20 protein-coding genes are annotated in these 21,674 nt (G+C 37.5%); 5 read left to right on the forward strand and 15 right to left on the reverse strand.

All coding sequences use genetic code 11. The annotated features are described in order from the left end of the window. Positions 1-158: 158 nt before the first annotated feature. From Q0594_RS07225 to Q0594_RS07275, 11 genes are all read right to left on the reverse strand, one after another. Positions 159-659: a GNAT family protein gene (locus Q0594_RS07225; RefSeq protein WP_298730867.1), complete on the reverse strand. Its 501-nt coding sequence runs from the start codon at positions 657-659 to the stop codon at positions 159-161. Between the two features lie 132 nt (positions 660-791). Continuing rightward, positions 792-2,123 (reverse strand): UDP-N-acetylmuramate--L-alanine ligase, encoded by a 1,332-nt coding sequence (gene murC / locus Q0594_RS07230; RefSeq protein WP_298730868.1) that lies wholly within the window; start codon positions 2,121-2,123, stop codon positions 792-794. A gap of 23 nt (positions 2,124-2,146) precedes the next feature. Beyond that, positions 2,147-2,950, reverse strand: a complete 804-nt coding sequence (locus tag Q0594_RS07235) for a hypothetical protein (RefSeq protein ID WP_298730869.1) — start codon at positions 2,948-2,950, stop codon at positions 2,147-2,149. A gap of 16 nt (positions 2,951-2,966) precedes the next feature. After that, on the reverse strand, positions 2,967-3,593 hold the full coding sequence (ytpR, locus tag Q0594_RS07240; protein ID WP_298730870.1) for a YtpR family tRNA-binding protein: 627 nt from the start codon (positions 3,591-3,593) through the stop codon (positions 2,967-2,969). Between the two features lie 18 nt (positions 3,594-3,611). Next, complete coding sequence (gene pepA, locus Q0594_RS07245) at positions 3,612-4,697, reverse strand: glutamyl aminopeptidase (protein WP_298730871.1); 1,086 nt, start codon at positions 4,695-4,697, stop codon at positions 3,612-3,614. Between the two features lie 77 nt (positions 4,698-4,774). Further along, positions 4,775-5,101 carry a PepSY domain-containing protein gene (locus tag Q0594_RS07250; protein WP_298730872.1) on the reverse strand — a complete coding sequence of 109 codons (327 nt, stop codon included), beginning with the start codon at positions 5,099-5,101 and terminating at the stop codon, positions 4,775-4,777. A gap of 22 nt (positions 5,102-5,123) precedes the next feature. Further along, complete coding sequence (gene trmB, locus Q0594_RS07255) at positions 5,124-5,792, reverse strand: tRNA (guanosine(46)-N7)-methyltransferase TrmB (protein ID WP_298730875.1); 669 nt, start codon at positions 5,790-5,792, stop codon at positions 5,124-5,126. Further along, entirely contained in the window at positions 5,789-6,610 is an 822-nt protein-coding gene (locus tag Q0594_RS07260; RefSeq protein ID WP_298730877.1) for a phosphotransferase family protein, read from the reverse strand. The genes trmB and Q0594_RS07260 overlap by 4 nt, the downstream gene beginning before the upstream one ends. A 109-nt stretch (positions 6,611-6,719) precedes the next feature. Beyond that, positions 6,720-7,952 (reverse strand): ABC transporter permease, encoded by a 1,233-nt coding sequence (locus tag Q0594_RS07265; RefSeq protein ID WP_298730878.1) that lies wholly within the window; start codon positions 7,950-7,952, stop codon positions 6,720-6,722. Further along, complete coding sequence (locus Q0594_RS07270) at positions 7,945-8,685, reverse strand: ABC transporter ATP-binding protein (RefSeq protein ID WP_298730879.1); 741 nt, start codon at positions 8,683-8,685, stop codon at positions 7,945-7,947. Before Q0594_RS07270 ends, Q0594_RS07265 begins: the two co-directional genes overlap by 8 nt. Before the next feature lie 107 nt (positions 8,686-8,792). Then, the gene (locus Q0594_RS07275; protein WP_298730880.1) at positions 8,793-9,455 is read right to left on the reverse strand and encodes a TMEM175 family protein; all 663 of its coding nucleotides are present in this window, start codon (positions 9,453-9,455) and stop codon (positions 8,793-8,795) included. A gap of 133 nt (positions 9,456-9,588) precedes the next feature. Between Q0594_RS07275 and Q0594_RS07280 the strand changes: the two genes are divergently transcribed. The 5 genes from Q0594_RS07280 (at position 9,589) to Q0594_RS07300 (ending at position 13,559) form a co-directional block, all read left to right on the forward strand. Further along, the gene (locus tag Q0594_RS07280; RefSeq protein ID WP_298730881.1) at positions 9,589-10,011 is read left to right on the forward strand and encodes an HIT family protein; all 423 of its coding nucleotides are present in this window, start codon (positions 9,589-9,591) and stop codon (positions 10,009-10,011) included. A 3-nt stretch (positions 10,012-10,014) separates the two neighbouring features. Then, on the forward strand, positions 10,015-10,347 hold the full coding sequence (locus Q0594_RS07285) for a YtxH domain-containing protein (RefSeq protein WP_298730882.1): 333 nt from the start codon (positions 10,015-10,017) through the stop codon (positions 10,345-10,347). 12 nt (positions 10,348-10,359) lie between these two features. After that, positions 10,360-11,232 (forward strand): Cof-type HAD-IIB family hydrolase, encoded by an 873-nt coding sequence (locus Q0594_RS07290; protein WP_298730883.1) that lies wholly within the window; start codon positions 10,360-10,362, stop codon positions 11,230-11,232. Between the two features lie 159 nt (positions 11,233-11,391). Then, a complete protein-coding gene (locus Q0594_RS07295) occupies positions 11,392-12,828 on the forward strand; it encodes an amino acid ABC transporter substrate-binding protein/permease (RefSeq protein WP_298730884.1) in 1,437 nt (478 codons plus the stop codon). Beyond that, complete coding sequence (locus Q0594_RS07300; protein ID WP_275043198.1) at positions 12,825-13,559, forward strand: amino acid ABC transporter ATP-binding protein; 735 nt, start codon at positions 12,825-12,827, stop codon at positions 13,557-13,559. Before Q0594_RS07295 ends, Q0594_RS07300 begins: the two co-directional genes overlap by 4 nt. A 146-nt stretch (positions 13,560-13,705) precedes the next feature. Here the strand turns inward: Q0594_RS07300 and pnp are convergent, their stop codons facing one another. The 4 genes from pnp to malQ all read right to left on the reverse strand — a co-directional run bounded on the left by pnp (position 13,706) and on the right by malQ (position 21,399). Then, positions 13,706-15,817 (reverse strand): polyribonucleotide nucleotidyltransferase, encoded by a 2,112-nt coding sequence (gene pnp, locus Q0594_RS07305; RefSeq protein ID WP_298730886.1) that lies wholly within the window; start codon positions 15,815-15,817, stop codon positions 13,706-13,708. Between the two features lie 252 nt (positions 15,818-16,069). After that, positions 16,070-17,512, reverse strand: a complete 1,443-nt coding sequence (gene gtfA, locus Q0594_RS07310) for a sucrose phosphorylase (RefSeq protein WP_298730923.1) — start codon at positions 17,510-17,512, stop codon at positions 16,070-16,072. A 31-nt stretch (positions 17,513-17,543) separates the two neighbouring features. Further along, on the reverse strand, positions 17,544-19,805 hold the full coding sequence (locus Q0594_RS07315; RefSeq protein WP_298730887.1) for a glycogen/starch/alpha-glucan phosphorylase: 2,262 nt from the start codon (positions 19,803-19,805) through the stop codon (positions 17,544-17,546). Between the two features lie 28 nt (positions 19,806-19,833). Further along, positions 19,834-21,399 (reverse strand): 4-alpha-glucanotransferase, encoded by a 1,566-nt coding sequence (gene malQ, locus Q0594_RS07320; RefSeq protein ID WP_298730925.1) that lies wholly within the window; start codon positions 21,397-21,399, stop codon positions 19,834-19,836. Positions 21,400-21,674: the final 275 nt, after the last annotated feature.

A 21,674-nucleotide genomic window follows, 5' to 3' on the forward strand; every position in this document is an offset into this window, starting at 1 on the left:
TGAACACTAAAAAGAGCTTTTTGATGATAAGCATAAATAGAATTTAATGGTGAGTTCCCCACTATGAAGCCTTTAGTTTTAAGTATTTACCGTAATTAAAAACAGTAAACCAAATGATTTACTGTTTCTTGGATAAATTATATTTCATCTCGAACGGTTTATAATACTTTTTCTAAAACGACTGCTTTCCCATGTTCGTTTTCTTTTTCAATTCCAATTTCTGTAAAACCACATTTGTCCCAAAATCTTTTACTTTGAGGATTTCCTTTCATATAAGCAAGTCTTACTTGAATAAATCCTTCTTCTCTAAAAGCTTTTAAAACCTCATTAATAATACTGCTTCCCTCTCCTCGTCCAGACTCTTTATAATCCATCATAAAAAGTCCAATATAGATAGTTTCTTTTATCGGAAAAGATACAATGAAATCCATAATAGCAACTAATCTATTTTCCTTAAAGAATCCTATGTAAAATTTGTCATCCCTATTTTTACCTTCTGGAAGAGCTTGTAAATCATTTAATACAGATTGTTTAGTAGGTTTTGGCGGACAATAGTTAAAATACAATTGATTTCCATTTTCTAAATCCAAAATAAGAGATGCATCATGCTCCCCCATCCTTCTAATGTTATAAACTGTAGATAATCTACTTAAATCCATCTAAACACCTCCAGAAATCCTCTTCTATTAATAATTTATCCATATCGATTCTTTTTAAATGAAATAGATATGCATACTTTTCTACTAATTGTTTATAAAAAAGCCTGACTTTCTGCCAAGCTTTTTGTTCATTTAGTTTTGTGTTGGTGAAGTATTCGATAATAGTTTCTCATATGCGAATTCATATTTTTGTACATCTCCTGCCCCCATAAAGACAATCACCGCATCTTTATATGAAAGAAGTGGAGATACATTTTCAAGTGGTAATACTTTCGCTCCACCCTTTACTAATTTTGCTAAATCTTCAATAGAAACATCACCAGCTTCTTCACGAACTGACGCAAAAATTTCACATAGGTAAACGTGGTCTGCTAGAGATAATACTGAAGCAAACTCCTCTAAAAGTGCGATTGTTCTTGTAAAAGTATGAGGTTGGAAGACAGCTACTACTTCTTTATCAGGATACTTTTGTCGAGCCGCATCTAATGTAGCGCGAATTTCAGAAGGATGATGTGCATAGTCATCAATAACCGTTACGCCATTAATGACTTTTTCAGAGAAGCGACGTTTTACGCCACTAAATGTTCGAAACTGCTGAGCTAATTCATTTGAATCTAATTGATTTAAGTAGTAGAAAGCGATAATTGCAAGAGCATTTAAGATGTTATGGTCCCCGTAAGTAGGAATGTAAAAATGACCATATAATTCTCCATGAATATACACATCAAAATAACTTCCTGCCTTCTCTTTACGGATGTTTTTAGCAATCACATCATTATGTTCACCAACACCATAATAGGTTACAGGAACAATAGCCTCTAGTGTACGAAGTCTTTCATCATCACCACAAGCAATAATCCCTTTTTTCACTTGTTTACCGAATGCTTCAAAAGCACTTTGAACATCATCGATATTTGTATAGTAATCAGGGTGGTCAAAGTCGATATTTGTCATGATAGCATAATCCGGACGGTACGCCATAAAGTGACGTTTATATTCACAAGCTTCTAATACGAAGTGTTCTGAACTTTCAACACCTTTTCCAGTCCCATCTCCAATAAGGTAACTTGTTGGTTCCATTCCACTTAATACGTGGGCTAACAAACCTGTTGTGCTCGTTTTTCCATGAGAACCTGTAATCGCAACACTCTTATAATTTTTCAACAATTCTCCTAAAAATTTATGGTATCGAATTACTTCTATTCCTTTTTCGCGAGCGGCAACTAATTCTTCATGGCTATCTGGAAATGCATTACCTGCAATCACAATTTGTCCTTCTTTTATATTAGAGGCGCTAAAAGGTAGTATAGGAATCCCCGCTTCTTCAAGTCCTCTTTGTGTGAAGAAATACTCTTCTAAATCAGAGCCTTGTACTTTATATCCTTCACCATGCAGAACTAATGCTAGAGCGCTCATTCCAGAGCCTTTAATTCCTGTAAAATGATAAATCTTGCTTTTATCCATTCTATCTCCTCACTTTTCTACTACTATTTTTTTGGATGACCATAAGGTAAATGTCGTCCCTGCTGTTCTTGTTCCATAATCATCGATAATGATTTTTTCATCGCGCGTCTTTGTTTTCTCGTTAGTGGTTTTTCTGGCACTTTTCGTCTTTCAACTTTTGTCTCCGGTAACCCTTCTAATAAGGACTCTTGTACAACTTCAACGTCAGATTCTTGTTTGCGTTTAAAGGCGGGAACATAGCCTTTAGTTGAAAAAAATTGACTTTGTACTGGCTTCTCATGAGAGGTACCATTGTACTCTTTCAAGCGTTTTTCGATGGTATCTTCTTGTTCCTCAACCGACACCAATAAGGATTCTTCCTTCTCGAATAAAATCAAGTCCATGCTATTTGGCAATAACTCTCTTTCTAACTCACGATAAGAAACTTTTGGTGTCTCCTCTTGTTCTAAACCTCTTGTACTTGAAGGTACCGTACTCGGTTTAAAAGGTTTGCGTTGATTCGTATTCAAATAAGAAGTCCAATCCACACGCGGTTTATATTTTTGATGACCTTCTGTTGCTTTTTCCTTAAATGAACGGAATTGCGCTGGTAATTGATGCAGCACTTTTTCACTCGATTGAAAAAGTGCTGCATCAGGTCTCTCATCAAATGGTAAGGATTCATGTGGAGTCTCATCTTTTCTAGTTGCATCAACTCGCGTCATTTCTTCGACGACTTGATCTTCAAAAGTTTGACCTTGCTTCAAGTAATTTGGAAAAATAGTATTTTCTCGTCTTGATTGCAAAGAAGCGAATGAATCGTTTTTCTCGTTAAATGGTTCATTCATGACTCCGTATCCTCCTTTATTGTAAGTTTAATGATTTAAATGGCGTCCCTACTGGAGTCGCATCATCTAATACTAAGATTCCTTTTTTCGCTGGTGCATTTTCTAATCCTAATTCACGCGCTGAGCAAAGCATTCCATAACTTGCCACACCGCGTAATTCACCTGCCCAAATAATAGCACCACTTGGCATTACTGTACCAGGTTTAGCAACGACTACTTTTTGTCCTTCTTTTACATTTGGTGCTCCGCAGACGATTTGTAACACTTCAGAGTCACTAACTCGTGTCATTGTAACGTGTAAGTGGTCAGAATCTTCATGATCCACGCAACTTTCAACGTATCCAACAACGAGTGCATCTTCAGGTGTTAAATCTAAAGAAGAAACATCAAATCCGGCTTTTTCAATTAAGCCTTTCACCACTTCTTGTTGCTCGGGTGTTAAGATTTGTTGTCCATCTTCTTCAAATGAAATCACTTCAGAAATCTTTTCAATATTATATCCTAGAACTTCTTTTGACTCACGAACAAAGACTTGAGTCACATTTCCTTTTTTCTCATAGTCAACATCGTAACGACTAGCCGATCCGCTAGTTAATAATAACGTATCGCCGATTCCTTTTTTATTATAAAAACTTAGCCACATAAATTTACCTCTTTATTATTAATTTGTTCTTCCATCTAAAATGGTGTTCACTGTGCTACGGTCTAACGCACGGATTGTTTGGATGACCATTTCACGTGCTGCTTCGTAGTCACGAATGGAGAACATTGTTTGGTGTGTATGGATATAACGAGCACATACTCCAATCACTGCACTTGGAACGCCTTGATTCATTAAGTGTGCTTTACCAGCATCTGTTCCACCTTGAGAAACAAAGTATTGGAACGGAATGTTATGTGTTAAAGCTGTGTCTTCTAAAAATTCTTTCATACGAGGAAGAGTCACCATACCTGGATCTAAAATACGTAATAAGAATCCTTGGTCTAAGTGGCCAAATGTTTCTTTTGACCCATTAATATCGTCTGCCGCTGAGCAGTCTACCGCAAAGAATAAATCAGGATTGAACTTCGTCACACTTGGACCTGTTCCACGTAATCCGACTTCCTCCTGCACGTTTGCTCCAGCGATTAATGTATTTGGTAATTCCTCGTCTTTAACAGCTTTTAATGCTTCAAGAACCACTGTACATCCGTAACGGTTATCCCACGATTTAGAAATCATGCGTTTCTTATTCGCAGTCCAAATAGTTTCTACGTCTGGAACAATTGTATCGCCAGGACGGCAACCATATTCAAGCGCTTCTTCGCGTGAAGTAAAACCTGCATCAAATAAAATATCCGTTACTTTCACTGCTGCTTGTTGCCCACCAGCCGCACGTAATAAATGTGGTGGAATGGAAGAAGAAATAATTGGGTAGTCCCCTTTACGTGTTAATAATGTAAAACGTTGTGCTGAAACTACGTATGGGTTCCATCCCCCTAAAGGACTTACTTTGAACATTCCGTTTGGAGTGATATTTGTCACCATGAATCCAACTTCGTCCATATGTGCTGCAATCATAATGCGAGGTGCATCTTCTTTAATGCTCTCACGAACCCCAAAAATCCCACCTAAACCGTCTTGTTCAATACGGTCTACTAAAGGTGTTAATTCGCTTCTCATAAAGTCACGAATACGGCCCTCATGCCCACTTGTTCCTTTCATTTCTGTTAACGTTTTGATTAATTGTTCTGTATGAGCTTCCATTGTATCCTCTTCTTTCCTAGCACTTTAAAATATCTTATAAACGCGCCAAAAGCTGGAGGAACTCCAGCTTTCTTTGATTATCCAATTTTGTATAAATCAATAATGGCTCCTGTTTTTGCATCTGCATAAAATTCGTATTGGACAAGTTCATCATCTTCCTTGCGAGTAACCCCGCCATAATAAACTTCCCCATAAAATTCTGGGCTATCCACGAATACAGGTTCCATTTCAATCCAAGAGCCTTCGATGGTTCCTACGACTTGAAATAATTTACGTACATTTTGAACAATAACATCTCCATTGACGTTTCTACGTTCAAACCATTTTGAAGCGGCCCATGCTCCAATAACAGCACCTGCTGCTAGAAGGAAACTTGCGCCTTTGAAACTATTTTTTGATCCCATATGAATCAGGCTCCTTTATTTGTTATTCAGGTTGTTTAAAAGCTTTTCTCTCTTGTGGGAAAATCACTTCCACACGATAAATCGGATGACCTTTTGCTGAAAATTTCTCTTCATATTCTGTCATCACATTTCCTGGAAATTCCACTTGATGTAAATCTAACCAAACTTGTTTTAACACAAGTCCAAATTGCGAGAATGAAGCAAGGCTGTATTCAAACAATCCGCGGTTATCTGTCTTGAAGTGTAATTCTCCAAATGGTGGTAATACTTTTTCATATCCTACTAAGAAACTCTCATGAGTCAAGCGACGTTTTGCATGACGTTTCTTTGGCCATGGATCCGAGAAATTTAAGTAAATTTGAGCTACTTCACCATCTTCGAAGTAGTCTGTTACTTGTCCACCGTTCACATGTAATAATTGTAAGTTTGGAACATCTGCTGCAAGAGCTTTTTCAAGTGCGACTACTAGGACGCTTTCTTGAATTTCAATTCCAATATAGTTAATGTTTGGGTTTTGACGTGCCATACCGCTCACGAATTGGCCTTTCCCAGAACCAATCTCAATATGGATTGGATTGTTATTGCCAAAACGTTCATGCCATCTTCCCTTCCATTGCGCTGGATCTTGGATGACCATTTCTGGGTGAGAGGCTAAAGTATCTTTTGCCCAAGGTTTATTTCTTAATCTCAAAGTCTAACTCCTGTATATTCTTCTGTGGGTTTTCCAATACGATTATTGTAAATCGACTTCACCAAAAGAATTTTCTCATTCATTTCAAGGTAACGTCCCTCGAAGTGCGTTTTCTTAATATAATTCAAGCAATTCATTAAGGCATACCATTCAATTCGTTGATAAATATTTGTAGACAGTTGTAATCCATACATATCAAGCCATTCACCCCATTGATGAACGGGAATGTATTGTGTCAAGATCATTGTCAAATCAGAAACCGGATCGGCAAGACGAACCATTTCCCAGTCGACAAGGTAGAGCTTTCCGTCTTCAGATAACATAAAGTTACGACGATCAAGATCTCCGTGACAAACTGTTTTTCCAACTTCGCTAACAAGCGGAATTGTTTCAATTAAGTAATTTAACACTTCGTTTAAGAAACGGTGGGTTTGTAATCCTGATTGTAAATTATTTAAATATTCATCGATGAATTTTTGAGTGCTATACTCTTCACCTTGAATTTGTTGTAACATTTGTAAAAGATTTGGGGATTGATGAATCTGTTTTAACAGTTCAATGACTTCGACGGACCCCATTTCTTCCTTAGTGAGGGATCTGCCAGACAACCATTCTTGAGCTGTAATGACATCACCATTACCTGCACGTTTGGTCCATATTAACTTAGGAGTGATACCTTCACCCGATAGCACCGCTAAAAACGGTGAAGCATTTCTCTTTAGAAATACACGTTCATGGTCTTTTACTCCCATGTACGCTTGACCGGTGTCCCCACCAATTGGATGGAGATCCCATCCTGAGTCCATGTTATATTCCATCTATTCCATCCCTAACGACAAATTCTGTTTCCTTTAATAAATCTATTCTTTTATTTTATGGTTTTATGCCGTTTGAGTCAAGTTTGTGCGCTACTTTCAGCCTACAAACTTAAATTTTTCTTCTCTTCTTAAGGAATCGATACCGTAAATAAAATTGTGTGAATAAGATTCCGAAAATCGGATAGAAAACAATACCTATTAAACCAATTAATTCGCGCATACCAATTGCAGAAGAAATCCCAAGTACGACACCGGATGCGACCATTGTCATCATGAGGACCGATAAATTATCCTTAAGACGAGTATTGCTATCTACTAGAGATGCAAAATGACTATTTTGTGTATTCGCGCTTTGGATGACTCCAACAAGTTGGAATCCTAAAAGCATCACAAGTAACGCATTTACGATAAAGTTCCAATAATACGGTTGTGAGAATAACGCTACTAAAAAGCTCACGACTGCTAGTTGCAATAACAAACTCATATATTGGCTTGTACGAATGACTGTACGACTTACTAAATAGCGATGACCACTTGGTTGATTCCCAACAAGCACCTTCAATACGCCATCTAAATAAGAGCGACGATGCGCTTGAGGTTTATGCACCATTGGCACATCTACAAATAAGGCAAGCAAACGATAAATGCGTTGTTGTCTTTCTAATTCCATTTCAATCATTTTATCAAATTGGTATACAAACGCTGCTTTCCCATAATATTGTTCGACAAAGATACTTAGAAGTACCGGAATTACCAATAATACAATTGACCAACCTTCAGAAATCCATAAAAACATTCCGAAGAAGTTTGCTACTGCAATCATGTAAATACCCAGTTTTTCCATCCATGTAAAATGAAGGACTCCACGATAAGAATATTTCGTACAACGGAATAATAAGTCTTTAAAGAACACTTGTAATAGGAATAATTTAACGAACATACTCCAATTCGTGCCATACGCTTGAGCCACAATTGGAAAGATTATTCCGGTTGAAGCCATCATCACAAGTAGCGGAAGTACCCAACTACGACGAATGGCTTTTTGTAAATACGACTTAAAGTCTTGTCCTACTACCGATAAAAAAATCCCATCAGCTGGTTCGAGTAAGGTTGCTACCCCTCCGAAGAACGGAACACTCGCTAGTAAAGCTCCAAGCAATCCTAACAATTGTAATTCCAACACACGAATCGTTTGAATCCAACTCGAATATTGCACCATGATAAAACCAAATAAGAAAAATAAGACAATCAAAAAATGGTCATTCAGTACATAACGCATATACTTCATGCTTTTCTTTTGATATTTTCTTACTCGAGTCTCAAAAACCTCTGCACTATTCATGGGCATCATCCCCTGTCGTTAATGCAAAGTAGATTTCCTCTAAAGAAGATTCTTCAATATTCGAAGTGGCGCGTAAGCCTTCGATATCGCCTTGAGCAATCACTTTTCCTTCGTGTAACACGATGAAACGATCGCAATACTTCTCAGCAGTGTCCAATACGTGAGTGGACATTAGAATCGCTGCACCTTTTTCTTTTTTCTCTTTTAAGACTTGAAGTAAAGTACGGATCCCTAGTGGGTCCAGCCCTAAGAATGGTTCATCGACCACATAGACTGGTACATCTAGCATTAACGCACAGACGATTAATACTTTTTGCTTCATCCCTTTTGAGAAGTACGCTGGAAACCAGTCCAATTGCTTCGTTAAACGGAATGCTTCCACAAGCTCCATCGCATGCTTCATTGTCTCTTCGTTCATTTGATTATACGAGCGAGCTACAAATTCAATGTGTTCTCTAAACGTCAATTCTTCGTAAAGAACTGGACTTTCTGGAATGACCGCAATCGATTGACGGTAGCCACGTTGGTTTTCGAGGATGCTTAATTTCTCCACTTCCACTCTTCCGCTAAAAGGGGTAAGTTGTCCAATAATCGTTTTAATCGTCGTACTCTTTCCGGCACCATTCAGCCCGATTAGGCCACAAATCTCCCCTGGATTCACATTAAAAGTGATGTCTGTAATGACAGGAACTTTCGTGTATCCTGCAGTCACTTTGTTTAATTGTAGTGTCATATAGATTCTCCTATCTAACTATTCTCCTCATTATACCATAAAGCTAAAAAAGTGTGAAAGGACGCTGTTTAAACGCCTTTCACACTCAAAGCCACTTATCCAATTCTTTATTCTTTTTGACCTCGTTTTAATCGTCCATCGTCAAATCTGCTTAATACTTTATCCGAAAATACAACTAAATCTTCATCAACAAAAATATAGCGATTTTTTCCGACTTTAAAACGAGATAAAAATTTCGTAATTGGTATTAATAAATAGAAATATATCACGATTTGCGGTCTCACAAAGGATAACCCTAAAATAATTACTGAAGTTAAATAAGAACGAATATGAAATCTTTTGAACACCTTAAGCATTTCATCCGTCCTTTCATAGTTCGCTTCTTCTAAAGATTGTTTCAATACAAAATAGTTTTCGATATCAAATAATACGGAAATAATCGCAATTAAAATCCCGTATGCTAGTAAAGAAACCACTCGATTTTCAAAACTAAATAAGAATTTCGTAAATAACGGGATGAGACAGATTCCCAAATGTGCTAATAAATCAATCGATAAAATCGAAAACGAGATTCGTTTTGATCGACCAAAAAATTGAGACCGTTCAAACCAAAAGTTCGCAATGACAACAAAACTTTGCGCAAATAAAAAGATTTCTCTTGCAAACTGCCACATATCCTCCATCGATGTTGGTGTATTGATTTCTAATACTAAAACGGTTATCGCAATGGCAATAATTGCATCGCTTAACGCATCTAATTTTCCCTTCATAAAGACGCCTCACTTTCATTTTGATATTTTAGGCGATGTTCTATCAAAATGCAATGAACAACAACCGCTTCTAGTCTTTCATTTTACAGCATTTTTTGATACCATAGAGTTACGAACTCAAGGAGGAAATACCATGACAGATTGCATTTTTGACAAAATTATTAATAAAGAAATTCCAGCACATATTGTGTATGAAGATGATGTAGTTCTTGCTTTCTTAGATATTTCGCAAGTAACACCAGGACACACACTGGTCGTTCCTAAAAAGCATGTTGCCAATATCTTCGAATATGATGAAGAATTAGCCAGCGCAGTTTTTGCACGTATTCCTAAAATTACACGTGCTGTTCAAGCGTCAAACCCAGACATTAAAGGATTAAACATTTTAAGTAATAATGGTGAGTTAGCCTATCAAAGCGTCTTCCATTCTCATATCCATCTTATCCCACGTTATACAAAAGAAGATGGCTTTGGATTAAAATGGCACCCAACAAATCCAAGTTCAGAAGTATTAGCAGAAATCGCGAAATCAATTCGTGAAAACATGGAGGCATAATCAATGAGTAAATTTCTTAAAGGTTTTATTTTCGGTAGTGTCATCGGAGGTGCCGTTGCCCTACTAAATAATCCAAGAAGCGGAAAAGAAAATCGCGAAATCTTGGCAAAACAAGTTCAAGAAGTGACACAGGATATTACTGTCATTAATACAGGAAAAGCCACTCTTGAAAGAGGCATCAAAGAAATCCAAGAAACAATCCTTCCACAAACAATGGAAGTTGTCAATGCGATCCAAGAAGAAGTCACAAAATTCCAATTGGAAAATAAACCACGCTTCAGACGTATTCAAGATAAAATTCAAACATTGCAAACACATCTTAAAGAAATGAAATAGAGGGTTTGCCCTATGATTAAATTATTTGCATCGGACATGGACGGTACTCTTCTCACTAACCATGTGGAGATTCATAAAAACAATATTCAAGCGATTCGAAAAGTCCAAAAACAAGGGAAGCACTTCATCGTTTGTACTGGACGGGATTATCTTCAAGCCAATTTAGCGCTCGAGCAAGCAGAATTACATCTTCCTGTCATTGCCATGAATGGGGCACAAATTTTTGATAAGAACCACGAAATTATATGGGAAGTAACGATTCCACATGATACCGTCTATACGCTATTAGACTACTTCAATTCGATTGACTTAGACTGGCAACTCGTGACTTCTGAAGGGAACTTTAGAAAAAACTATGCTCTCTTTATCAACAAAGTAATTGAACGAAAAAAGGCTGAAAGAAACAATCTATCACCTGAACAATTGAAAGAGGAAATTAAACAGCTAAAAATACTTCTAGAGGCAACTGATGTAACTACTGCCGAAGAGGTGCTATCGATTCCAGATATTAAGGTATTCAAGATTATCGTCTCTCACGATGACGGGCCTACCTTTTTCAAGCCTGTTCGTGAACATATCGACAAAGCTCATCCGAACCTAGTCGTAACTTCTGCCTTTATTACGGATTTAGAAATCAATCATAAAGATGCACAAAAAGGCATCGCAGTTGCTCACTATGCGAAAACACTTGGTTTATCGATGAAGGAAGTATTTGGAATTGGCGACAACTTCAATGATGTGTCAATGATTCGCGATGCTGGAATCGGTGTTGCGATGGGAAATGCTCCTGACGAAGTAAAAGCCATTGCCGACTTTGTAACAGACACCAATGTTAACGGCGGTGTAGCAAAAGCCATTTGGCGTGTTCTAGAACAAGAAAAATAATGACGTCTCCCTTCTCTTCCTTTGAGAAGGGAGATTTTTTATGCAAAGAATTCAATGTCATAAAATGTAACATGAGATGAGACTAGATTTTTGCATTTTCAGAAAAACTTCCATATAATGGAAAAACCTTATACGTAAGGTAGATTTGGAGGAATATGTATGAACATTAAGAAATTTAGTCTGGGAGCTGTTCTAGTCACTCTATTGATGACTCTTCTATCCCTCGTTTCTCCGACAACAACTGTAAAAGCAGAAACTAAAAAATATGTAATTGCAACGGATATTACATTCGCCCCATTTGAATATCAAGATACAAATGGAGAATATGTCGGAATTGATATTGAATTAATGAAGAGTATCGCAGAGGTTGAAGGCTTCGAAGTAGAATTCAAACCACTTGGCTTCAATGCTGCCGTTCAAGCATTAGAATCTGGTCAAGTAGATGCCGTGATGGCCGGAATGGGAATTACGGATGAACGTAAACAAAAATTCGACTTCACAAATAGCTACTACGAAAGTGGAATAGGTATGGGAGTTTCTAAAAACTCTGAAATCACATCTCTTTCTGATTTAAAAGGTAAAAAAGTTGCCGTTAAACTAGGAACACAAGGTGCTACTTATGCAGAATCAATCAAGAATCAATATGGCTTTACCATCACAACTTTTGAAGATTCATCTAGTATGTACCAAGATGTAATGGTAGGAAACAGTGATGCTTTATTCGAAGACTATCCTGTACTAGCTTACTCTATTACATCCAACAACTTACCTTTAAAAAAGACAGACCATAACGAAAACAAAACGGAATATGGTGTTGCTGTTAATAAAGGTCAAAATTCTGAATTGATTACGGCTTTCAACAACGGTTTGAAAAAACTAAAAGAAAGCGGCAAATACGATGAAATCATTAAAAAATATACTACGAATGCTACCGAAAATACCGAAGCAACAAGTATTCTAGGTTTAATTAAAACAAACTGGCACACTCTTGCAACTGGTTTATGGAATACAATTGTATTAACGGTTGTCGCTTTAATCTTCGCAAGTTTAATTGGTATTATCTTCGCTTTAATGAAAACTAGCCAAAATAATATCGTACAAGCAATCGCAGGCCTTTATATCGATATCATCCGTGGTGTTCCACTCATCGTTTTAACATTCTTCATTTACTTTGGAATTCCACAAGCAATGAACATTACGATGCAACCATTCGTAGCAGGTGTTATCACCCTCAGCTTGAACGCTTCCGCTTATATCGCGGAAATCATTCGTGGTGGTATCCAAGCCGTTGATAAAGGTCAATACGAAGCCTGCATGAGTTTAGGTCTTCCATATTCTAAGAGCATGCGTAAAGTCATCTTACCGCAAGCAATTCGCATTATGGTCCCTTCATTCATTAACCAATTCGTAATCACATTGAAAGATACTTCTATCCTTTCAATTATCGGTATTGCCGAATTAACGCAAACAGGTAAAGTCATCATCGCTCGTAACTTACAATCAAGTCAAATGTGGTTCATCGTCGGCGTGATGTACTTAATCGTGATCGTTCTATTAACGAAACTATCAGCTCACTTAGAAAGGAATTTAAAATAATGGCTATTATCGAAGTTCAAAAAATTCAAAAGAAATATGGCGACTTAGAAGTATTAAAATCCATCGACCTTTCTATTGAGGAAGGCGAAGTAGTTTGTATTATCGGGCCTTCAGGTTCTGGTAAATCCACTTTCCTTCGTTGCTTAAACCGTCTTGAAAAAATCAATAGCGGTCATATCATCATCGATGGCTACGATTTAACAGACAAAAAAACAAACTTAAATAAAGTTCGTGAGGAAATCGGAATGGTGTTCCAACACTTCAACCTCTTCCCTCACCTAAGCGTTCTAGAAAACATCATTTTAGCTCCTGTAGAATTAGGGCGTGAGACGAAAGAAGCTGCAACGGAACATGCGATGGAACTCCTTGGCATGGTTGGTCTTGCAGATAAAGCGGATGTCTCTCCTAAATCTCTTTCAGGTGGTCAAAAACAACGTGTGGCTATTGCCCGTGCGCTTGCAATGAAACCGAAGATGTTATTATTCGATGAACCAACTTCAGCACTTGACCCAGAGATGGTTGGGGATGTATTAGAAGTAATGCAAAACCTCGCTAAAGAAGGAATGACGATGGTTGTAGTCACACACGAGATGGGATTTGCGCGTGAGGTTAGCGATCGCGTTATCTTCATGGATGGTGGTTACATCATCGAAGAAGGAACTCCTGAAGAAGTGTTTGGTAACCCACAAAACGAACGTACTCAAAACTTCTTAAACAAAGTCCTTCACTAAAATCTAATAATAATAGAAACGATCTTACTCCAAGACTCTTGGAATAAGATCGTTTTTTAGAAAAAAACACTTCCACTACCAGTATGTCTAATCACACTGGTGTAGGAAGTGTTTTTAAATTTTATTTATTAAAGAATCCGTAATACTTACTCTTTATCTTCTTTTGGTAATAAAACCTTACGTGATAAGTTGATACGTCCTTGTCCGTCGATTTCGATGACTTTCACAGTCACTTTGTCACCTAGAGCAAGTACATCTTCTACTTTACCAACGCGTTCGTGTGCTAGTTCAGAAATATGAACTAATCCATCTTTTCCTTTAGCGATTTCTACGAATGCACCGAATTTTTCTATACGGCGTACAGTTCCTTCGTACACTTGACCTACTTCGATTTCACGTGTTAAATCTTCGATGATTTCTTTTGCACGTTGAATCATAGCAGCATCTGTAGAAGCGATAGATACGTGACCTTCTTGGTCGATATCGATTTTAACGCCTGTTTCGTCGATGATAGCGTTGATTGTTTCACCACCACGTCCGATAACTACTTTAATCTTATCAGGGTGGATTGAAATCATTTCAATCTTAGGTGCATATGGGCTTAATTCTTTACGAGGTTCTGCAATTGTTGATGTTAATTCTTCAAGAATTTCAAAACGTGCTTTCTTCGCTTGTGTTAGGGCTTCGCGTAAGATTTGTTCTGTAATCCCTTGAATCTTAATATCCATTTGAAGAGCAGTAATTCCGTCTTTTGTACCCGCTACTTTAAAGTCCATATCTCCTAAGTGGTCTTCTAACCCTTGGATATCTGTTAAGACTGTGTAGTTTGTACCGTCAGAAATAAGACCCATCGCGATACCTGCTACCGGTGCTTTAATTGGCACACCAGCAGCCATCAATGCTAATGTTCCCGCACAAATACTTGCTTGAGAAGAAGAACCGTTTGATTCTAATACTTCTGATACAAGACGGATTGTGTAAGGGAAGTCTTCTGGACTAGGAATCACCTGTTTCAATGCACGTTCCCCTAGCGCACCGTGACCAATTTCACGACGACCTGGGCTACCAGCACGGCCTACTGAACCTACAGAGAATTGTGGGAAGTTGTAGTGGTGAATGAATCGTTTTCCTTCTTCGATTCCTAAACCATCAATCACTTGGTATTCTCCAAGAGGTGCAAGTGTTGCTGAAGTTAATGCTTGTGTTTGTCCACGAGTGAATAAACCTGAACCATGAACACGTGGTAATAAGTCGATTTCTGAAGCTAATGGACGAATTTCGTCAATTTTACGGCCATCAGGACGTACTTTTTCTTCAGTGATTAAACGACGTACTTCATCTTTTTCTAAGTTATCTACTAATTGAGAAACTTGTTTTAGAAGACCTGCTTTCTCATCGTTTTCTTCTAACACTGCTTCAAAGTGCTCGATAGCTGTTTCTTTTACTTTTTCGATGTTTGCTTCACGCGCTAATTTTTCTTCTGTTTGAATCGCATGAACCATGGCTTGGCTGAATAAATCTTTTACTTGTGCTTCAATAGCAGCATCGAAAGAAAGTAAAGTTACTTCCATTTTTTCTTTACCAACTTCGCGAACGATTTCTTCTTGGAAAGCCACTAATTTTTTGATTTCTTCGTGACCGAATAATAATGCTCCAAGCATATCTTCTTCGTTCACTTCTTTAGCTGAACTTTCTACCATGTTGATAGCAGTTGCAGTACCAGCTACAGATAATTCGATATCTGAGTTTTCTTTTTGTTCAGTAGTTGGGTTAATCACGTATTCACCGTTTACACGACCTACGTCTACCCCAGCGATTGGTCCATCAAATGGAATATCTGAAATACATAACGCTAATGAAGAACCAAACATTGCTGCCATTTCTGGTGGGCAGTTAGGATCTACTGACATTACAGTATTTGTGATTTGTACTTCGTTACGGAAACCTTCCGCAAACATTGGACGGATTGGACGGTCGATAAGACGCGCTGTAAGAGTAGCATGTTCACTTGGACGACCTTCACGTTTAATGAAGCCTCCAGGAATTTTACCCGCTGCATACATTTTTTCTTCGTAGTTTACTGTTAACGGGAAGAAATCTGTATCTTTTGCTTGTTTTGTACCAACAGCCGCTGTTAACACAACAGTATCACCGTAGCGTACTAATACAGCACCATTGGCTTGTTTTGCTAATTGGCCGATTTCAACTGTTAATTGACGTCCGCCCCAGTTGTAGCTAAAAACTTTCTTTTCTGACATAACTAATCTCCTTTTCTCTTATTTGCGTATCTTCCAGACCTACTTTTAGAAATGAAAACGTTCGATGCGTTCGACCGCTTTTATTTCTAAAGTAAGATGACTCTAGAAGATACAAAGTTTGTCATACAGAGTCATTTTACCATATCTGTACTTTAAGTACTATTTTTTTGTAAACAAAAACGAGTGAGTGGTTCTCTTTTTTATAGAGAATCAACTCACTCATCTTTATAGTGTTATTTACGAATGAAGAAATTAAAGAGTGACTACATTTCCTTGTTCGAAAATAGTGAACTCTTTTGTTTCTAGGTTTGCTTCAAGACGTGCTTCGGCAGCACCAGAAGCATCTTTACGTGTAATCACGATTGTGTTTTCAGTTGGAGTTTCTACTTCAAAAGAACCTTCTAAATCAAACGCTTTTGATGTATTTCTAAAGCGTAATAAGTTGATTAGTTTTTTCACGACTGGACGTTCTACTTCACGGTCGATTTCTTCTAAAGTGTAATAATGACGGTTGATGTTGCGACCTTCTTTTGAAGATTCTAATAACTCGATGTCATTTTCTCCAGCAAGTAATCCCACGTAGTAAATTTGTGGAATACCAGGCGCAAAACATTGCAACACACGTGATAATAAGTAACTTGCATCATCATTTCCTAAAGCACTGTAGTATGTGCTGTTAATTTGATAGATATCTAAGTTATTGTACTTTTCACTTGAGTAGATTCGTTTTACGTTGGCGCCTACATCGTATAATTTGTTTGAAGTGTAATCTAACTCTTCATCTGTTAATAAGTCTCTAGCATCCACGACACCGATTCCGTCATGCGTATCCAGTGTTGTAAATTGCTTCATCGGACTCATTTGTAACCAGTTGGCTAATCGATTTGATTTACCTGAATATAGTGAATATAACACTACCATTGGTAATGCAAAGTCATAAACGAAGTAATCATGGTCTGCAATCTTCATTTGAATTGAATAATGCTCATGAATTTCAGGAAGCAATTCTACTTGATACTTCGCTGCCACGTCACGAACTTCATTTAATAAATCCCAAATATCTGGTTCTACGAAGAAGTCGTTTGTATCGAGTTTCTTTACTGCATAAGCAAATGCGTCTAAACGAATTAATGAGCATCCGTGACTTGCCATATCTTTAATCGTTTCACGAATAAACTCTTTCACGATTTCTTTACGAACATCAAGGTCGATTTGCTCTTCCCCGAATGTGTTCCATACTTCTTCAGTCGTTCCATCCGCAAAATGAACAGTTTGGAATGGCGCTTTATCTTTACGTTTATAAATCAAGTCGATATCTGCTTGATTTGGACGACCTTCTGGGAAAAACTCATGGATACGAATAAACATATCTTTGTAAGGTGAGTTTTCGTGATTTTTTACAAAATCTTGGAAAAACTTAGACTCACGAGAAATATGATTAATCATGAAGTCAAACATTAAATAATATTGTTTCCCTAGAGCATCCACATCTTCCCACGTTCCAAGTGTCGGATCTACACGAGTGTAGTCACTTGGAGCGAATCCTCTATCCCCTGTTGATGGGAAAAATGGTAATAAATGGACCCCACCAATGGCGCCTTGGAAATATTTATCCAAAACGCCTTTTAAGTCCTTCATATTGCTTCCCATGCTGTCTGAGTAAGTGATCAGCATTGCTTCGTTTTTAACTTGCATGGAATTCACCGTGTCCCTTCATTCAATCGATTTAGTTTAATTTCCAAATGTCACGGTTGTAGTCTTCGATTGTACGGTCACTTGAGAAGAAGCCGGCCATTGCGATGTTTGTCACCACTTTAGCATTCCATTCATCTCTGTTTTCGAAATCGCGATACATACGTTCTTTTGTTTCAATGTAATCTTCTAAGTCTAATAATGTCATGAACCAGTCTTTTGTAGTCAACTCGTTGTATAGACGTTCTAGACGTTCTTTATTTCCTACTTCAAGTAAAGCGTCACTCTTCACGAATTCTACTAATGGACGGATTGCATCTCTCTTAGCAAACTCGCCAGCGTTGTAATCGCCTTTTTCATAATGAGCAATTACTTCATCACTCTTCTCACCGAAGATATAGATATTGTCGTCACCAACAAGTTCGTGGATTTCCACGTTCGCACCATCTTCAGTACCAAGAGTTAATGCCCCGTTTAGCATGAATTTCATATTCCCTGTTCCGCTAGCTTCTTTTGAAGCAAGTGAAATTTGTTCAGAAATATTACATGCTGGAATTAAGTGTGTTGCTGCTGTTACGTTGTAGTTTTCAACCATTACGACTTGTAAGTGTGGGCTTACTTCTGGGTCATTTGCGATTAATTCAGATAATGAAAGAATTAAATGAATGACGTCTTGCGCAATGACATATGCAGGTGCAGCTTTCCCACCGAAAATAATGGTGATTGGTCTAGCTGGAATGTTTCCGCTCTTGATATCTAAATATTTATGAATCACATATAAAGCGTTCATTTGTTGACGTTTATATTCGTGCATACGTTTGATTTGGATATCAAAAATAGAATTTTCATTCACTGTGATACCTTGTTTTTCTTGTAGGTAAACACTTAAACGTTTCTTGTTATCACGTTTAATCTTGTCTAATTTTTCGCGAACAATCGCATCATGACGGAAAGCTTTCAACGCTTCTAATTTAGAAGCATCCTTACGCCACTCTGTTCCAATTGTTTCATCTAATAATTTAGCTAGTTCTGGGTTGGCATGCATTAACCAACGACGGAATGTAATCCCATTTGTTTTGTTGTTGAATTTCTCAGGATAGATTTCGTAGAAATTCTTTAATTCACTTTCTTTTAAGATATCTGTATGCAGTGCCGCAACACCGTTTACGCTATATCCATAGTGAATATCCATATGCGCCATGTGAACACGGTCCTGTTCGTCGATGATGGCTACTGATGGATCTTCATATTTTGCTTTTACGCGAGCGTCTAATTCTTTAATAATTGGCACTAAATGTGGCACTACTTTTTCTAAGTATGCTAAAGGCCATTTTTCTAACGCTTCTGATAAGATTGTGTGGTTTGTATAAGCTGTCATTGCGGATACGATTTCCACTGCTTCATCAAATTCAATTCCACGTTCCCCAAGTAAACGAATTAATTCAGGAATCACCATTGATGGGTGCGTATCGTTAATTTGAACTGTTGCGTATTCCGCTAAGTCGTGTAAGTTACTTCCTTTAGCAAGTGCTTCATCAATTAATAATTGAGCCCCATTACTTACCATGAAGTATTGTTGATAAATACGTAGTAAGTGTCCTGCTTCGTCGCTATCATCTGGATATAAGAATAATGTTAAGTTTTTAGCGATTTGAGTTTTATCAAACTCAATTGAATCACTTGAAACTAAAGACTCATCAATTGAATCCACATCGAATAAGTGTAATTTATTTTTAGTTGATTGTTCATATCCTAAAACATCGATATCAAACATTTTTGAAGTCAATGTAAAGTCAGCAAACGGTACTTTATAAGAAGTTTCTGTTGGAACTAACCAGCTTTCAGGTGTTAACCAAACGTTCGGAACTGCATCTTGTTGGTTATCTTTGAATTTTTGTTCGAATAAGCCATAGTGGTAGTTTAATCCAACACCGTCTCCCGTTAATCCAAGCGTTGCGATGGAATCAAGGAAACACGCAGCTAGACGTCCTAGACCACCATTCCCTAAAGATGGCTCTAATTCGATTTCTTCGATTTCAGCTAATGAATGTCCAGCTTCTGATAGCACTTCTTTTACTTCATCGTAAAGCCCTAAGTTAATTAGATTGTTTGATAATAATTTACCGATTAAGAACTCAGCAGAAATGTAATACACTTTTTTCTTACCATTGTTTTGTGGTAAGGCTGCACTTTTTTCTTTCGTAAATTGTAATAATGCTAAGTAAACTTCTTCTTTTGTGCAGTCTTTTAAAGACTTTTCTAAGTTTCCTTCTACATATTGTTTAAAATTTTTCATTGTTCTCTCCTTTTTGGTTTGCGCGAGGTTACTTTTCTTCCTCTACTAATTCCTCTTCAACTTCCACTTCTTCAAGATGTGGATTTGCACGATCATACAATTCAGTAATCCCAAGTAAGAATTCTTCTACAGACTCTGTTAACTGCTCTTTGGTCATTCTCCATACCCAGTTTCCTCCGAGCGTACTTGGAATGTTCATACGAGCCGTCTCATCTAATTGTAGTAGATCTTGCATTGTTGCAACTGTCATTCGACTAACAGAACCATATAATCCGCGTAGTAAAGCATAGCTAATTGGTTCCTCATCACGTCGATTTAAGTAACGATTACAGAATTCTCTTGTTTCTTCCGTTACCGAATTATACCACCCTAATACTGTATCATTATCATGCGTTCCTGTATAGGCAACTGCATTCATTGGATAATGATGAGGTAAATCTCCGCTCTTAGGATTCTCACCCATAAATCCGAATTCCAAGATTTTCATTCCTGGGAATCCAGTAGCTTCACGAAGATTGATTACATCTTCATCCATGAATCCTAAGTCCTCTGCGATAATTGGCAATTCACCGAGTTGCTCTTTTACAGCTTTAAATAAATCATACCCTGGACCTTTAACCCATTTCCCGATTGTTGCGTTTTCAGCTGATGCTGGGATTTCCCAATAAGCTGAGAAGCCTCTGAAGTGGTCAATACGAACAACATCAAACAATTCAAAACTTGCTTGTAGTCGTTTGCTCCACCAAGTGTATCCATCTTCTTTCATCGCTTCCCAATTATAAATCGGGTTCCCCCATAATTGACCTAGCGGAGAAAAATCATCCGCAGGACATCCAGCTACACAAAGTGGATTCCCTTGTGCATCTGTTTTGAAGTAATGTGGTGTTGCCCACATTTCCACGCTATCAGCTGCTACATAAATTGGCATATCTCCGATAATTTGAATGTAGTTGTCATTCGCATATTTTTTAAGAGCATGCCATTGCATATCAAATAAGAATTGTGTGACACGATGATATTCTAACTTATCCGCGAGGCGTGTACGGTACTGTGCTAACGCGTCTGGTTGACGGCGTTTAATCGCTTCGTCGCTCCATGCTGTCCATGGTTTCATATCAAAAGATTCTTTAATAGCCATATACTCCGCAAACGGCTCTAACCATTCTGCTTTTTCAGCTACGAATTTTTCGTATGCAGGAGTTTTTCCTTTAGATAGAAAAGCAGCCACTGCTTTTTCTAAAACAGGTCTACGTTTTTCATATAGTAATGCGTAGTCAACAGTTGTTTCATCCGTACCCCAATTTCCTAGAACATCTTCCTTCTTTAGTAGACCTTCTTCTATTAAAAGATCGAAATCGATAAAGTTTGTATTTCCAGCAAAAGCCGAAAAAGATTGATATGGAGAATCTCCATAGCTAGTTGTTCCTAATGGTAAAATTTGCCAATAAGTCTGTTTCGTACGAACTAGAAAATCTACAAAATCAAATGCAGATTTACCGAAAGTTCCGATTCCATATTGACCAGGTAATGATGAAATATGCATTAACACACCTGATTCTCTATTGCTCATATATTTGATACCTCTCTCCTTAATCAGTATATTTATCCATGTAAGCGCAATAATCCGCGCAACCGTTTGCTTTAATATTAGAGTATTTTTTTTAATAAAACAAGTATTATTTTATAAGTTTTTAATACATCTTGAATATACAAGGATAAAATAAACTTAATTTCTATTTAATTCAACCAAAAACCACTTATATTCAGTATTTTTTATTCCTTTAATTTTTTTAACAAAATACTTGCAAACGGTTTATGGAAGCGGTATACTAAAACCAGTTAAGAAATCGTTTGCGTAATCTACAACGA

It is taken from the genome of uncultured Granulicatella sp. (assembly GCF_938030755.1).
GTDB lineage: Bacteria > Bacillota > Bacilli > Lactobacillales > Aerococcaceae > Granulicatella.

Coding starts and splice junctions, on each gene's coding strand:
- Q0594_RS07225 (WP_298730867.1), bottom strand. CDS start 659: ATGGATTTAAGTAGATTATCTACAGTTTATAACATTAGAAGGATGGGG.
- murC (WP_298730868.1), bottom strand. CDS start 2,123: ATGGATAAAAGCAAGATTTATCATTTTACAGGAATTAAAGGCTCTGGA.
- Q0594_RS07235 (WP_298730869.1), bottom strand. CDS start 2,950: ATGAATGAACCATTTAACGAGAAAAACGATTCATTCGCTTCTTTGCAA.
- ytpR (WP_298730870.1), bottom strand. CDS start 3,593: ATGTGGCTAAGTTTTTATAATAAAAAAGGAATCGGCGATACGTTATTA.
- pepA (WP_298730871.1), bottom strand. CDS start 4,697: ATGGAAGCTCATACAGAACAATTAATCAAAACGTTAACAGAAATGAAA.
- Q0594_RS07250 (WP_298730872.1), bottom strand. CDS start 5,101: ATGGGATCAAAAAATAGTTTCAAAGGCGCAAGTTTCCTTCTAGCAGCA.
- Q0594_RS07260 (WP_298730877.1), bottom strand. CDS start 6,610: ATGGAATATAACATGGACTCAGGATGGGATCTCCATCCAATTGGTGGG.
- Q0594_RS07265 (WP_298730878.1), bottom strand. CDS start 7,952: ATGAATAGTGCAGAGGTTTTTGAGACTCGAGTAAGAAAATATCAAAAG.
- Q0594_RS07270 (WP_298730879.1), bottom strand. CDS start 8,685: ATGACACTACAATTAAACAAAGTGACTGCAGGATACACGAAAGTTCCT.
- Q0594_RS07275 (WP_298730880.1), bottom strand. CDS start 9,455: ATGAAGGGAAAATTAGATGCGTTAAGCGATGCAATTATTGCCATTGCG.
- Q0594_RS07280 (WP_298730881.1), top strand. CDS start 9,589: ATGACAGATTGCATTTTTGACAAAATTATTAATAAAGAAATTCCAGCA.
- Q0594_RS07285 (WP_298730882.1), top strand. CDS start 10,015: ATGAGTAAATTTCTTAAAGGTTTTATTTTCGGTAGTGTCATCGGAGGT.
- Q0594_RS07290 (WP_298730883.1), top strand. CDS start 10,360: ATGATTAAATTATTTGCATCGGACATGGACGGTACTCTTCTCACTAAC.
- Q0594_RS07295 (WP_298730884.1), top strand. CDS start 11,392: ATGAACATTAAGAAATTTAGTCTGGGAGCTGTTCTAGTCACTCTATTG.
- pnp (WP_298730886.1), bottom strand. CDS start 15,817: ATGTCAGAAAAGAAAGTTTTTAGCTACAACTGGGGCGGACGTCAATTA.
- gtfA (WP_298730923.1), bottom strand. CDS start 17,512: ATGCAAGTTAAAAACGAAGCAATGCTGATCACTTACTCAGACAGCATG.
- Q0594_RS07315 (WP_298730887.1), bottom strand. CDS start 19,805: ATGAAAAATTTTAAACAATATGTAGAAGGAAACTTAGAAAAGTCTTTA.